The 14,641-nt window shown below is 40.6% G+C and carries 14 protein-coding genes; 5 read left to right on the top strand and 9 right to left on the bottom strand.

The window, feature by feature from the left end:
• Positions 1 to 747: 747 nt before the first annotated feature.
• Positions 748 to 1,962, bottom strand: a complete 1,215-nt coding sequence (locus LA313_RS04760) for an RsmB/NOP family class I SAM-dependent RNA methyltransferase (protein WP_228913522.1) — start codon at positions 1,960 to 1,962, stop codon at positions 748 to 750.
• Positions 1,963 to 2,037: 75 nt separating this feature from the next.
• Between LA313_RS04760 and LA313_RS04755 the strand changes: the two genes are divergently transcribed.
• Positions 2,038 to 3,078 carry a WD40/YVTN/BNR-like repeat-containing protein gene (locus tag LA313_RS04755; protein WP_228913521.1) on the top strand — a complete coding sequence of 347 codons (1,041 nt, stop codon included), beginning with the start codon at positions 2,038 to 2,040 and terminating at the stop codon, positions 3,076 to 3,078.
• A gap of 61 nt (positions 3,079 to 3,139) precedes the next feature.
• Here the strand turns inward: LA313_RS04755 and LA313_RS04750 are convergent, their stop codons facing one another.
• The 7 genes from LA313_RS04750 to LA313_RS04720 form a co-directional block, all read right to left on the bottom strand.
• On the bottom strand, positions 3,140 to 3,571 hold the full coding sequence (locus LA313_RS04750; protein WP_228913520.1) for a Spy/CpxP family protein refolding chaperone: 432 nt from the start codon (positions 3,569 to 3,571) through the stop codon (positions 3,140 to 3,142).
• 1 nt (position 3,572) lies between these two features.
• Entirely contained in the window at positions 3,573 to 4,082 is a 510-nt protein-coding gene (locus LA313_RS04745; RefSeq protein WP_228913519.1) for a hypothetical protein, read from the bottom strand.
• 32 nt (positions 4,083 to 4,114) lie between these two features.
• Positions 4,115 to 4,660 (bottom strand): RNA polymerase sigma factor, encoded by a 546-nt coding sequence (locus tag LA313_RS04740; RefSeq protein WP_228913518.1) that lies wholly within the window; start codon positions 4,658 to 4,660, stop codon positions 4,115 to 4,117.
• 359 nt (positions 4,661 to 5,019) lie between these two features.
• A complete protein-coding gene (locus LA313_RS04735) occupies positions 5,020 to 6,843 on the bottom strand; it encodes an ABC transporter ATP-binding protein (protein ID WP_228913517.1) in 1,824 nt (607 codons plus the stop codon).
• 10 nt (positions 6,844 to 6,853) lie between these two features.
• The gene (locus LA313_RS04730; RefSeq protein ID WP_228913516.1) at positions 6,854 to 8,584 is read right to left on the bottom strand and encodes a phospho-sugar mutase; all 1,731 of its coding nucleotides are present in this window, start codon (positions 8,582 to 8,584) and stop codon (positions 6,854 to 6,856) included.
• A 52-nt stretch (positions 8,585 to 8,636) separates the two neighbouring features.
• Entirely contained in the window at positions 8,637 to 9,596 is a 960-nt protein-coding gene (locus LA313_RS04725) for a glycosyltransferase family 2 protein (RefSeq protein WP_228913515.1), read from the bottom strand.
• A gap of 10 nt (positions 9,597 to 9,606) precedes the next feature.
• Complete coding sequence (locus tag LA313_RS04720; protein WP_228913514.1) at positions 9,607 to 10,137, bottom strand: DUF4199 domain-containing protein; 531 nt, start codon at positions 10,135 to 10,137, stop codon at positions 9,607 to 9,609.
• Positions 10,138 to 10,306: 169 nt separating this feature from the next.
• On the opposite strand from LA313_RS04720, the gene LA313_RS04715 reads away from it, so the two are divergent.
• The 3 genes from LA313_RS04715 (at position 10,307) to mtaB (ending at position 13,442) form a co-directional block, all read left to right on the top strand.
• Positions 10,307 to 10,558: a type B 50S ribosomal protein L31 gene (locus LA313_RS04715; RefSeq protein WP_228913513.1), complete on the top strand. Its 252-nt coding sequence runs from the start codon at positions 10,307 to 10,309 to the stop codon at positions 10,556 to 10,558.
• A gap of 134 nt (positions 10,559 to 10,692) precedes the next feature.
• A complete protein-coding gene (locus LA313_RS04710) occupies positions 10,693 to 11,865 on the top strand; it encodes a GlmU family protein (RefSeq protein ID WP_228913512.1) in 1,173 nt (390 codons plus the stop codon).
• A gap of 242 nt (positions 11,866 to 12,107) precedes the next feature.
• A complete protein-coding gene (mtaB, locus tag LA313_RS04705) occupies positions 12,108 to 13,442 on the top strand; it encodes a tRNA (N(6)-L-threonylcarbamoyladenosine(37)-C(2))-methylthiotransferase MtaB (RefSeq protein WP_228913511.1) in 1,335 nt (444 codons plus the stop codon).
• Here the strand turns inward: mtaB and LA313_RS04700 are convergent.
• Positions 13,439 to 13,738 carry an N-acetyltransferase gene (locus tag LA313_RS04700; protein WP_228913510.1) on the bottom strand — a complete coding sequence of 100 codons (300 nt, stop codon included), beginning with the start codon at positions 13,736 to 13,738 and terminating at the stop codon, positions 13,439 to 13,441. The two genes, mtaB and LA313_RS04700, sit on opposite strands and share 4 nt — an antisense overlap.
• Positions 13,739 to 13,936: 198 nt before the next feature.
• On the opposite strand from LA313_RS04700, the gene LA313_RS04695 reads away from it, so the two are divergent.
• Positions 13,937 to 14,641, top strand: a complete 705-nt coding sequence (locus LA313_RS04695; RefSeq protein WP_228913509.1) for an alpha/beta fold hydrolase — start codon at positions 13,937 to 13,939, stop codon at positions 14,639 to 14,641.

The following is a 14,641-nucleotide window of genomic DNA, read 5'->3' as shown; positions in this document are numbered from 1 at the left end:
AAGCTTAAGACAGGAAAAAATATACCTCTCAAAAAAGGCATTTTCGAGACTGCTTATTTTGTCAATTTTAAAGTTGGGCTAAAGTCCTTGAACAGCCTGATCTTATCCTCCGCCTGAAGACGGAGGCAATTCATTTCTTTCTGAAACTTAAGACAGGAAAAAATATACCTCTCAAAAAAGGCATTTTCGAGACTGCTTATTTTGTCAATTTTAAAGTTGGGCTAAAGCCCTTGAACAGCTTGATCTTATCCTCCGCCTGAAGGTGGAGGCAATTCATTTCTTTCTGAAACTTAAGACAGGAAAAATATACCTATCAAAAAAAGGCATTTTCGAGACTGCTTATTTTGTCAATTTAAATTGGGCTAAAGCCCTGGAACGGCCTGATCTTATCCTCCGCCTGTAGGCGGTGGTGATTCATACATTTTTGTCCTCCTGAATTAATTCTCTGCCTAAAGGCGGCATTATTTCATAATTTAAGATTTGAAATAGTGGCAAGAACAAAACTAATTATAGAATAAAGAAGCTGTCTCAAAGAAGTGTTCCCATCAACCTGAACTTGTTTCAGGTTCTATTAAGATCCTATTTCAGGTCGAAGGGATTCTGAAATAAATTCAGAATGACGTTGTAACAGGTTTTGAGACGCAGAAATCAAGGGTTTTTTGGAACAGTAGGCATTTTCCAAATAAAAATTGCCTCCGGATCTATCCGGAGGCAATGAATTTTCTTGAAAGGGCTTTAGCCCAAACCTTATTTTTTCTCGAGCAGTGCCATGTAGAAGCCGTCAAAACCGGTTTCGCTGGAAAGGATCTTTTGTTCTTTTGCAAGGCTAAAATTCTTCCCTTCTTCCGAAGAAAGAAATTTTTTCACCTGCTCTTCATTTTCTGAAGGTAAAATTGAGCAAGTAGCGTAAACCATCTTCCCGCCGTCTTTTACCATTTTTGAATACTGCTTCAGGATCTCTTCCTGAGTTTGTTTGATAGTTTCGATAAATTCCGGCTGCAGTTTCCATTTTGCATCGGGATTTCGACTTAAAACTCCTAATCCGCTACAGGGAGCGTCGATAAGGACACGATCTGCAGTATTATAGAGTTTTTTTACCACTTTGGTGGAATCAATAGCGCGGGGTTCAATATTGTGAGCTCCCGCACGACGTGCGCGGCGTTTTAACTCTTTTAGCTTGTTTGCATATATATCTGTGGCAATTAATTGGCCTTTATTTTCCATTAAGGCAGCAAGGTGCAGGGACTTACCTCCGGCACCGGCACAGGTATCTACTACTCTCATTCCCGGCTTGACTTCAAGGAATTCGGCTACAAGTTGGGAAGAGGCATCCTGTACCTCAAAAAGGCCATTTTTAAAGGCTTCAGTTTTAAAGACATTTGTACGTTCCAATAACTGCAAAGCATCGGGATAACCTTTTAAAAATTCGGTTTCAATTCCCTCTTTTTGAAGCTCCTGTTGTAGCTTTTCTTTTGTTGTTTTAAGAGTGTTTGTCCTAAGAATTACTGGTGCCTGTTCGTTGAGGGCGTGTATTTCCTTCTCCCATACTTCTTCTCCCAGTTCTTTTACACCTAGCTCATCCAGCCAGTCGGGTACAGATTCGCGGAATTTCCTAATCTGGCTCAACTCATCAAATTTTCCTTTGATGCGGCGGGTGGGCACGGGTCCGATCTGTTTCCAGTCAGACGGAATTTCAATTCCTCTCAAGGTAGCCCAAACTGCGAACAGGCGAAAAAGGTTTTCTCTCGAATATGGAGCTTTTACTTCGGCAATTTCAGCATAAAGGCGTTTCCAGCGAACAATGTCATAAGTGGTTTCAGCTATAAAACTGCGGTCGCGGGAACCCCAGCGTTTATCACGTTTCAGGGTTTTTGCGATCACCTTATCGGCGTACTCTCCTTCATTAAATATTTCTCCCAGGGCATCCACGGTTGCAAACACCAGGTTTCTGTATAAGCGCATAAAATTTATTTAAAGCCGCAAAGGTAAGCTTTTTAAACTTCGGAAAAATCTATCTTTGAAGGCAAAATTCTATTCATGAAGCGTCTGTTTTTTATACTCTTTTTAGCCATTGCCGCATGTAAATCTGAACCTGAACAGGTAGAAAGAAAGGTTTTTTCTGAAGTGGAAGTTGAGGTGCTCCTGGAAGATTCCATAAGCATAAGAGCCATCGAAATTATGGGGGAGGACCTGGCTTTTGCAGGTTCTAACGGAGCTTACGGCATTTATAATTCACAGCAGGACCAGGTGCGGGTAAGCCGGCAGCAATATGATTCTATTTATCCCGAATTTAGGGCTGTTGCAGGAACTTCTACAGATTTTTTTATGTTAAGTGTGGCTAATCCTGCTTTGCTGTACAAAACCGGCGATAGTGGTGAAATGGAACTCGTGTATAAAGAGGAGGGGGAAAAGGTGTTTTACGACGCCATGACCTTTTGGAATGATAAAGAAGGAATTGCAATGGGCGATCCTGTGGAGAATTGCCTATCGGTGATCATCACCCGTGACGGCGGGAAGAGCTGGAGCAAAATTTCCTGTGAACAACTTCCCGAAGCGGCCGAAGGAGAAGCCGCTTTTGCGGCCAGTAATTCCAATATTGCCGTGGAAGGGGAGAAGGCATGGATACTTTCCGGTGGTGCAAGATCAAGAGTCTTCTTTACTCCCGATAGAGGTAAAACCTGGGAAGTATTTGAAACTCCTTTGGTACAGGGAGAAAACACTCAGGGTGGGTATTCTATGGATTTCTTTGACGAACAGCAGGGAATTATCATTGGAGGTGATTACACTGCTCCCCGGGAAAATAAGGCTAATAAAGCAGTTACTACGGATGGCGGAAAAACCTGGAACCTCATTGCCGAAGGCAAAGATCCAGGTTATAAGAGCAGTGTGCGCTATGTTCCCGGTGGGGAAGGAAAGGAAATTGTCGCTGTTGGTTTCACGGGGATCTCCTATTCAGGAGATGCAGGGGAGAACTGGAAAGAACTTTCTTCAGAGGGTTTTTACACCATCAGGTTTCTCAATGACTCTGTAGCATACGCGGCGGGAAAGAACAGGCTGGCAAAATTGAAATTCAAATAAAAACAAATGATCCGGCGCCTTAAGCAACCGGATCATTTCAACTAACCAACCAACCATTAAATTATTTATTTGATTCTTTTCTTTCACGATACTCCCGCATCATTTTATGATTAAATTCATCTTCAACCTTTTTTAGCTGCATGATCCTGCGGGCGCTAAAGACCTTTTTTAAGTCGTTGTAATACTGTTTTTTCAGCAGGTAATCTTCCCTTTCTATTTCAACATATTCATTAAGCTTTGAGTTTGCCTTTTCTTCGCTAAGGCACTCAATATTTTCAACCTCGGCCCTTTCCCTTCGATAAAGGGCTCTTCTTTTTTCTTCAAATTCATTATACACCGGCCAAAACTGTTGAGCTTCCTGGGCTGTTAAATTCAAACCATCTGTAATAAAAGCGGTTTTAAGAGCTCGAATTTTCTCACGGTGTGCCTCCCTGTCCTGGGCATGGGCAAAAAACCCGGTAAACAAAAGGAGTATTAAAAATTTCTTTTTCATTCTAATCTTCATTAAGTAGGAGTGCCGGCTCGTCGATATTTTCGGTTAAATATTCGAAGAGGGCTTCTTTATCAATATTGGGGTTTGCCGAAGCAGTTACTTCATATTCAGCAAAAGGTGGCTGAGTTGGGTTTTCCATGTCCAGGGACTCTAAAAGGTAATTTTCAAGAGCTGTTATTTCAAGGTCTTCAAAACCTAATTCTCCATTGGTATTTATAACTAAGGAACTAAAGAAGATTGCGGCAACCGCTGCGACACCGGCCACATAAGACCAGATCTTCCTTTTGAAAAGCGGAACCACTTTTCCTTCTTTGGGAGGATTTTCAACTTTTTCAAGGACCCTCTCCCCAAGCTGTTCGAAATAATTTGCGGGAACCTTAAAGGGGTTGTCTCCAAAGCTCTTTTCTTCTTCGGTTACCTGCGCCATCATTCGGGCTTCAAAGTCCTGGAAATAACCTTCCGGAACTTTAAATCCTCCTGTTTGGTCGTATGGTAACCTGTTCTCTTTCATTTGTTTATTTGACTGAATATTCCTCTTAAGGTTTAAAGATTTTTTAAAAATTCTTCGATTTTTTTAGTAGCATGGTGGTAAGAGGCCTTCAGCGCCCCTTCAGACGTACCTAAGATATCAGAAATTTCCTTATACTTCAATTCCTGAAAGTATTTCATGTTAAAAACCTGTTGTTGTTTTTCCGGAAGCGTAGCTATGGCTTTTTGAAGCTTTAGCTGAATTTCATCTCCTTCAAAATAAACATCATTTTCAAGATTGTCAATGATTTGTTGCTGCAGCTCATCTGAGCTTATCTTCTGTTTCTTTGCCCTGTTATTGAGGAAGGTGATAGCTTCATTTGTTGCGATACGGTACATCCATGAAAACAGCTGACTTTCTCCTTTAAACTTCCCAATATTCCTGAAGATCTTAATGAAGGTGTTTTGCAGGACATCATCGGCATCTTCGTGATTCTTTACAATATTTCGACACTGCCAGTAAAGTCGCTCCTGATATAATTCTAACAATTCCCGGAATGCAGTATCCCTGGATTCTGGATCCTGGAGGCGGAGAACTAATTTTTCTTCGGAAGAATTCAATCGATGCCGGAATTATTTGAGGGGTTAAAGATAGGAGGAAATCCTTTAAGATTATAAACGCAGCAATGGCTGTTTTTCATTTAAAAACATCGATGAAATACATATAATTTGGATAAAATACACAAAAAATTTTTTTGTGTTTATTTTTGTAGTATATTCACATTGTGAAAAAGTAATCTTTTTTGCTCCAATTGCTGGAGATTCTTTCGCCACATACCCCCATAGTGGTGCAGAGATTATGAAAAATGGATGGACCTACTTCATCCATTTTTTTCTCCTTTTGTTTACCTACAAAAAAATAAGGTTCCGAAAATGTCATTTTTGGAACCTTATTTTTTTAACCTTTTTTTGGGAATCTACTACTCGAAAGACTGCATCTCTACCAGTTTTTGGTAAACAGATTTTTTCGCCAGCAGTTCGTCGTGTTTTCCCTGTTCCACAATTTCTCCTTTTTGCATAACGACGATCTGGTCGGCATTTTGAATGGTAGAAAGACGGTGGGCGATCACAATTGAAGTTCTGTTCTTCATCATGTTCTCGAGGGCCTTTTGTACCAGCCTTTCACTTTCGGTATCCAATGCCGAAGTTGCCTCATCAAGGATCATGATTGGCGGATTTTTTAGAACCGCCCGTGCAATGGAAAGACGCTGCTTTTGTCCCCCGCTAAGTTTATTTCCACTATCACCAATGTTCGTATCCAGACCAAGGGGAAGGTCTTTTACAAATTCCCAGGCATTCGCAATCTTTAATGCATCTATAATTTCTTCATCGGTTGCATTGTCTTTTCCAAGACCTACATTATTTCTAATCGTGTCGTTGAAGAGAATGGAATCCTGAGTCACGAGTCCCATCAAATTCCGCAGGGATTTTTTGGTCATGTTCCTAATGTCAATTCCGTCGATCTTTATTGCTCCTTCGTTGACATCATAGAACCGCGTCACCAGGTTGGCAATGGTTGATTTCCCACTTCCAGATTGTCCTACCAGGGCAACGGTTGAACCTTTAGGAACCGCAATACTGAAATTCTTCAGGACATTTTCTTCTTCGTATCTAAAAGAGATATTTTCTATTTTAATTACCTCTTCAAAATCAGATTTTTCAACTGCATTTTTGATATCTGTAATATTACTTTCTTTATCTAGTACCTGGAAGATCCTTTCGGCAGCTGCATCTCCTTTTTTCACGCTGTAGGTTGCCTTGCTTATTTGCTTTGCCGGTGTAAGGATATTATAAGCAAGCCCCATGAAAGCAATAAAAGTAGCTCCATCAAGAGTACCTTCTACCAATACCATATTTCCTCCATACCACAAGATGATAACGATCACAAATATCCCCAGGAATTCACTGGTAGGCGAGGCGAGATTCTGCCGGTTGATAAGACTGTCCAGGATTTTCTTTAATCGATTAGTGGATTCATGAAACTTGTGCCTGAACTTATCTTCAGCATTAAAACCCTTTACAATTTTTAAACTTGATAAAGTCTCTTCCACAAGCGACAGGAAATGTCCATTCTCCTCCTGCGCCTGATTTGATTTGCTCTTCAGTTTTTTCCCAATAGCCGAAATAATAAATCCTGAAATAGGTAGAAAAATAAAAACGAAGATCGTCAGGGAGGGGCTCATGATAAGCATGGCGGTAATCGTAAAGATGATCGTAAGAGGTTCGCGAACGATCAATTCCAGAATTGATAGAAAAGAAGTCTGCACCTCATTCACATCGGCTGTAATTCGGGAAATAGTGTCTCCTTTTCGTTTTTCAGAAAAATAAGAAACCGGTAAGGCAAGGATCTTATCATAAATAGCATTCCGCACATCCCGCAGCACTCCATTCCGTAGGAAGGTGATGAAGAAGGCAGCCATGTATCCAAACAGGTTTTTTAGAAAGAAAAGGATCACCACAATTCCGCAGACAAAAAGGAGCGCAGTAACTTCATCTTCATTGACACGGCGGGTGACTTCATAATTGAAAGATCCGACCACATAATCTTTTATGCTGCTTAAACCTGCCCATTTTGGTTCGACAGCAACTCTTTTAGTCTTGTCGAACAGGATCTGGATCACGGGAATTAGCGCCAGGAAGGACAGGGTGCTGAAAAGAGCGTAGAAAACGTTACAAATAATATTGAGGATCGCGAACCTCTTGTAGGGGATCGCGAACCTCATAATCTTCTTAAAGTAATTCATGCAGGGTGGCTTAGGCCAGTTTAAGATCTGATCTTATTCCGGCAATCTTATTTGAAAGTTGTTGTTCCACTTCCTCATAATTTGCAACATCATCAAGTGGTGCATTTACACTTATATAGAACTTTATCTTTGGTTCTGTACCACTAGGTCTGGCAGCTACTTTTGTTCCGTTCTCGGTGTAATAGATCAAAACGTTCGACTTGGGAACATCAAGTGTTTCGATCTTTGTTTCTGCAAGATCATAGTGAAAGGCTTTAGAGCTTTGATAATCTTCTACCAATACTACTTTTTCCCCATCAATTTCGGTTAGTGGGTTATCACGTAAGCTAACCATCATGTTCTTGATCTGGGCGGCACCGTCAATACCTTTTTTTACAAGGGAGATCAATTCTTCTTTGTAAAGGCCGTATTCTTTATACAGTTCCAATAATTTTTCATAAAAGGAGATGCCGTTAGCTTTCATTTGAGCAGCGATCTCACAAGCCAATAGGGTAGAAGTGGCCGCATCTTTATCACGAACAAAATCTCCCACCATGAAACCAAAACTCTCTTCTCCACCGCCTATGTAATCCAGACCCGGGTTATCTTTGATCATTTTAGCGATCCATTTAAAGCCTGTAAGCCCCTCTTTATATTGGACTCCGTAATCTTCGGTCACAACCCTTAACATTGGCGTTGAAACAATCGTAGAGCCAACAAATTCACGTCCTTTGATCCTGTCTTGTTTTTTCCACTGCTCAAGAAGGAACCAGGTCATCACCAGCATGGTTTGATTTCCATTAAGGAGTTCCATTTCTCCCTTAAGGTTCTTTACTGCTACTCCCAGGCGGTCCCCATCGGGATCTGTTCCAATAACAATATCGGCATCTATTTCCTTTGCCTTTTCCAGGGCCATTTTAAGAGCTTCGGGCTCTTCGGGGTTTGGAGATTCTACAGTAGGGAAATTACCGTCGGGTACAGCCTGCTCTTCAACAATATGAATATTTGTATATCCTGCAGCTTCTAAAACCTTTGGATTAAGTTTTATGGCTGTTCCATGGAGGGAAGTAAAGACGATCTTTAAGTTGTCTTTGTTTTTTTGAGAAGTGTCAAAACTGCCACTTTTGACAGATGCTTCAACGAAAGCTTCATCTACTTCTTTATCTATTAATTCAATAAGACCTTCATTGGCTTGAAATTTCACTTCGGAATATTCCAGGCGGCCTATCTCTTCCACGATCTCCTGGTCCTGTGGTGGCACCAGTTGTCCCCCATCCTGCCAGTAAACTTTGTACCCGTTGTACTCCGGAGGGTTGTGGCTGGCGGTGAGCACAATTCCGCAGTGACAGTCCAGGTGCTTTACGGCAAAAGATAGCTCTGGGGTAGGACGTAGTTCAGAAAAAAGAAAAACTTTAATTCCGTTAGCCGAAAAAACATTGGCTACAACTTTAGCGAGTTCTTTACTGTTCTTTCTGCAATCGTAGGCAATCACGGCCTTTAAATCTTCGCCGGGGAATTTTAGCTTCAGGTAGTTTGAAAGTCCCTGAGTATTCTTCCCCAGGGTATATTTGTTGATCCTGTTGGTCCCAACTCCCATAATGCCACGCATTCCGCCGGTTCCAAATTCCAGATCTTTATAAAAACTTTCTTTTAGTTCATCCTGATCTTTCTCAAGAAGTTCTTTTATTTTCGATTGGGTTTCGTCATCAAATTCCGGATTTAACCAGGACTCTGCCCGAGATTTTACGTCATAGTAACTCATGCCAAAAATTTTATTTCAGCAACAAAAATAAGGATTTATGTGGTAATGCCTGCTAAATCTCTCCTGTAGTTTCGCTTATGCGGTAGCGTTCTTTTTCCCTGCTACTGCGCAAAATTAATTCTCCAAGGAAGCCGGCGATGAATAATAAGGTTCCTAAGACCATGGTGGTAAGCGAGATGTAAAACCATGGATTATCGGTCACCAGGATGTTCGGGAGTCCGTGGTAAAGTTTATACAATTTTGAAGCGCCAATCCACACGGCGAATAGAAAACCGAAGAAAAACATGAGAACCCCCAGCGCTCCAAAAAGGTGCATAGGCCTGCGGGCAAACGTGGAAAGGAACCAAATTGTAATGAGGTCCAAAAAACCATTAATAAATCGTTCTGCCCCAAATTTGGTTTTACCGTATTTCCTGGCCTGGTGTTGAACAACTTTTTCATCTATACGGGAGTAGCCGGCATTTTTTGCCAGCACCGGGATATAGCGGTGCATTTCTCCATAGACATCAATATTTTTAATGACTGCTTTTCGGTAAGCTTTTAATCCGCAGTTGAAGTCATGCAGTTTAAGCCCGGATGTCTTTCTGGCGGCGGCATTAAATAATTTTGATGGCAGATTTTTACTAAGAACAGAATCGTAGCGTTTTTTCTTCCAGCCCGAAATGAGGTCATAACCTTCTTTGGTGATAAGGTGATATAACTCGGGAATTTCTTCAGGATTGTCTTGCAGGTCGGCATCCATGGTGATAATGACATCTCCTTCGGCTTTAGCGAAACCTACGTGCAGGGCCTGGGATTTTCCGTAATTGCGGTTAAACTTTATTCCCCTCACCGAAGGATCTTCTGCCGAGATCTTTTTGATGGTTTTCCAGGAATTGTCTGTACTGCCATCATCAATAAAAATAATCTCATAGGAAAAAGAATTGGACCGCATAACAGTTGCGATCCAATTGTATAATTCGTTTAAAGATTCTTCTTCGTTAAGAAGAGGGATGACAATAGATAATTGCATTTAATAGGGTTTATGCTTCGTATGGCCGTTGCTGTTTCCAGATGGCACCTGCAATCAAGGAGTAGATCAATCCAAAGAAAGCACTCATAGCAATCCAGAACGCACCTCCAATAAAAGGATTAATCATGTATTTTGAAAATGACAAAGCCATTTCTACCTGATCCTCGGTCATATTTCCATCTTCCAGCATCTTGTCACGTGCGACGTCAAGCATCATTTCACCATAACCAGGTTCAATTATATAAAAAAACAATACATTATACACCAAAAAGATCACGGCACTAATTGCAGCGGCAGAGAGTCCTGTTTTCAAAGCCTCAGAAAGAGTTAAGAAACCGGCGTTCTTCTGCTTATAAGATTTAACGGCAGCAAAGATAAGGACGGCAAAGATCACGTAATAGATGTACATTGGCCATTGGACCCCTTCAAGGGCCATTCCTGTTACGTACATCACAACTTGAATAAGAATGATAATAAGGCCCAGATAAATTCCATAATTTAATCCAACTTTGCCCGGCGAAATTGTATTTTGTGATTCCATTGTAAAAAATGATTAGTTAGTTGGATATTGGTAAGCAAATATAACAAAACGTTACACAGGAGGTGTTGCTTTCTTTTATACCAAAAATTTAGGAGAGAATTCTTGTTGAATTAGAAAAATTAATTAAATTTGCACCTCGAAAAATTACAAGATTTTAAAGAATAAAGAGATGAAGCAGGGAATCCATCCGGAAAATTATAGATTGGTAGCTTTTAAAGACATGTCTAATGACGAGATTTTTTTAACTAAATCTACCGCGAACACAAAAGAAACTATTGAAGTTGATGGTGAGAAATATCCTTTGGTGAAATTGGAGATTTCCAGAACTTCTCACCCTTTCTACACCGGGAAAGCCAAATTATTGGATACTGCCGGTCGTATCGACAAGTTCAAGAACAAATACGCGAAATATAAAAAGTAATTTTTGCGTCATTATAGCTCAAAAGCCTCCTGTAAAGGGGGCTTTTTTTGTTAAATATATTGAGAAGGTAGCAGTACTTTCATTTTCTTCGGTTTAAATTAACTTGTACCTTTACTTACCAAAGAACAATCAAAATGAATTATATCTTATTTGACGGGGCTGTGCGGTCGCAGTTACTGCCGTTTACCTTTACCCGTCCCGTTGCCGACATTCGTGTGGGAATTCTTACCATTCGTGAAAAATGGGAAAAATTTCTCAATACCACCACTTCTACGATCACCGAGGATTATCTATCAGAAAAATGGCCAATGGTGGAGATGGAGGAGAATATCATCATTAATGCAGCTTTTTTACCAACTGCCGAACTCGTGGAGCAGGTGAAAAATCTTCAACCGGGAGAAGGTATTTTTCATGAAGAAGATGTTGTTGCTTTTCATGCTTATGAAGAGCAGGAAGTAGATTTCCAGGAATGTACAAACATTGAAATGGAGGGGAAGGCGATTCTTGTTGAGCACACATGGGATATATTTAAGCTTAACGGTGAAGCTATTGAAGCCGATTTTGAGCTTCTTACTCAGGATAGAGAAAGTGGAAAAATTTCTTCCACCAACCAGGTAATAGCTCCTGAAAATATTTTTTTAGAAGAGGGAGCAAAAGTGGAGTGTGCGATCCTTAATGCTTCTCAAGGCCCTATATACATTGGAGCAGGTGCCGAGATCATGGAAGGAAGTATTGTGCGTGGTCCTTTTGCTTTGTGTGAGCATGCCACCTTAAAGTTAGGAGCTAAAATATACGGACCTACAACAGTTGGTCCACATTCAAAAGTTGGGGGAGAGGTTAACAATTCTGTCATTTTTGGATACTCTAATAAAGGCCACGATGGTTTCCTTGGAAATTCTGTTCTTGGCGAATGGTGTAACCTTGGGGCCGATACCAATACTTCTAACCTCAAGAACAATTACGCCGAAGTTCGGTTGTGGGATTATGCTTCAGAAAAATTCGCCCCAACAGGTTTGCAGTTCTGCGGACTAATGATGGGTGACCACAGTAAGTGTGGGATCAACACCATGTTCAACACGGGAACAGTAGTAGGGGTAAGCGCCAACATCTTTGGAGCCGGTTTTCCACGGAATTTCATTCCAAGTTTTAGCTGGGGTGGAAGTGGAGGCACCACTACTTATAAAACCGACAAAGCCTTTGAAGTAGCCGAAAAGGTAATGGGGCGAAGAGATATTGAATTTTCAGAAGAAGACAAAGCGATCCTCGAAAAAGTGTTTGAAGATACAAGGAAGTTCAGGAGAGAGTAGTTACGGTAAGCAATGCTCAGGATGAGTTCCAGTTTTTATAGTTTCTGAAATTTTGGATCTGGTAGATAACATCTACAAAAGGAAATTTGAACTACCTGTAAAATGAAATTGGTTCATTGTTCAATGTTAATTGGACATTGAATTAAAGTTGGTATCTTTGCAGCCTCTAAAATGGGATTTTTAGAGGCTTTTATATTTTGTTGAATTTCTGATGGTTAGCTATTAGAACTTGAGAAGAAAAAATGGAAGATTCCAAAAGAGTAGCATTTTACACCCTGGGTTGTAAGCTGAATTTTTCTGAAACCTCTACGATCGCCCGCTCATTTAAGGACGAAGGCTTTTTAAGGGTGGATTTTAGTGAGGCTGCCGATATCTATGTGATCAACACCTGTTCGGTTACAGATAATGCCGATAAACGTTTCAAAACTATTGTAAAGCAGGCGCAAAAGGCAAATGAAAATGCTTTTGTGATCGCTGTAGGCTGTTACGCCCAGCTAAAACCTGAGGAACTTGCAGCTGTAGATGGAGTTGACCTTGTTTTAGGTGCAACTGAAAAATTTAAGATCACGAATTACCTTAATGACCTCACTAAAAATGATATGGGAGAGGTGCATTCCTGTGAGATCGAAGACGCCGACTTTTATGTGGGATCATACTCATTTGGAGACCGTACCAGGGCCTTTTTAAAGGTACAGGATGGTTGTGATTATAAATGTACATACTGTACCATTCCGCTGGCGCGTGGAATTTCAAGAAGCGATACTTTGGAGAATGTTCTTGAAAATGCAAAGAAGATCAGCGATAAAGGCATAAAGGAAATTGTCCTGACCGGAGTTAATATTGGGGATTACGGGAAAGGAGAGTTTGGAAATAAAAAGCATGAACATACTTTTCTTGACCTGGTAAAGGCGCTTGATACAGTAGAGGGAATTGAAAGACTTCGAATTTCTTCTATAGAGCCGAATCTTTTAAAGAACGAAACAATAGATTTCGTGGCCCATAGCGAAGCCTTTGTACCGCATTTCCATATTCCGCTACAAAGCGGAAGTAATGAGGTGCTTAAAGCCATGCGACGCAGATATATGAAGGAGCTATATGTAGACCGGGTGAGAAAGATCAAAGAAGTCATGCCAGATGCCTGCATAGGTGTTGATGTGATCGTTGGGTTTCCGGGCGAGACAGATGAGCTTTTTCTGGAAACATATAATTTCCTGAATGAATTGGATATTTCTTACCTCCACGTCTTTACTTATTCCGAAAGAGATAATACTCCGGCAGCCGAAATGGAAGCTGTGGTGCCTTTAAAGGTTCGAAAAAAGAGAAGCAAGATGCTTAGAGGGCTTTCAGCCAAAAAAAGGAGAGCTTTTTATGAATCACAGTTAGGCAAACCTAAAATTGTCCTTTTTGAAGGAGAAAATAAGGAAGGGTATATCCATGGCTTTACCGAAAATTATGTAAAAGTAAAAACCCCCTGGAATCCTTCCCTGGTTAATACCCTGCACAAAATAGAACTGCAGGAAATAGGTGAAGATGGGCTGGTACGATTCTCTTATGTTGAAGAAGAGGTGTTGACCTAGATGTTGATGCCCACAGGGAGCATTCCTTTATATTTACGACGGTTTTTCCGCATAAAGCGTGCAATAGAGGGACTTGTAGGCATAACCCTTATTTCCCGTTCTTTTATTATATCCAGAACTTTTTCGATAAAAGGTTCCAGGTATCCTTTTTCTTTAAGAGTGTCGCTCATTTCGAGTTTAGTCAAAAAGATCTTGCGATCCTGACTGGCGTATTCAATCTTGGCTAATTCTCCTTCAACCTGAAGTTCAAATTGACGAAGGAATTCATTGTCAGTAACAGATAGCTGAGGGTCCATATGTAAGTGTTTTATTTTTTAGTATCAAAAAATCAGCCATTTTATTAAAAGAAAGAAAAATGCTATTGTCTGGCTGACCGGGCTGCAGCCCAAAAGGAAATTTTATATTAAATATTTATTTGAGCGGTCAAATTCCCTTAAATTTGATAGTAAAGTTAAGGATTTTCGGGCACATTTAGCTGTAGAAGCTTATAAAGTATGGTAAAAGAAGCTGTTATTCATGTTTATTGTATGCCCGGGCTGGCAGCAAATCCGTCGATTTTTGAAATGATCAGGTTGCCCGAACAAAAATTTCAGATTCATTGGCTGGATTGGTTGCTTCCCAGGCCTAAGGAAAGTTTAAAAGAATATTCGGCCCGCCTGTGTAAAAGAGTTGAACATGAGAACCCGGTTTTGATAGGTGTTTCTTTTGGCGGGATTATTGTTCAGGAAATGGCGCAACTAATGCAAGTTCGCAGAGTCATAATTATATCGAGTGTAAAGAGCGAAAAGGAGTTGCCGAGGAGGATGAGATTTGCGCGCTGCACTAAAGCTTTTAAAATACTTCCTACCTCCCTTGCACGATATGTTGATGCTTTTGAGAAAGTGGCGGTAGGGGATTTTGCCAGGAAACGGGCAAAATTGTACAAGAAGTATCTATCTATTACCGATACCCGTTATCTTGACTGGGCGATCGAACAGATGGTTTGCTGGGAAAGGCAGGAGCCTTTTCCGGGTGTAGTTCATATACACGGGGATAAGGATGAAATATTTCCTTATCGATACATTGATGGTTGTATTACCGTAAAGGGAGGAACCCACGTGATGATCATTAACCGTTTTAGATGGTTTAATGATCATCTTGAGGAAATTATCCTTACCGGGAATTTGAAAGAGAAAAAGGAAAAAGAATTATCAAATTGA

The sequence above is a fragment of the Salinimicrobium sediminilitoris genome (assembly GCF_020866905.1).
GTDB lineage: Bacteria > Bacteroidota > Bacteroidia > Flavobacteriales > Flavobacteriaceae > Salinimicrobium > Salinimicrobium sediminilitoris.
This window is presented reverse-complemented; position numbering and strand designations above follow the sequence as displayed.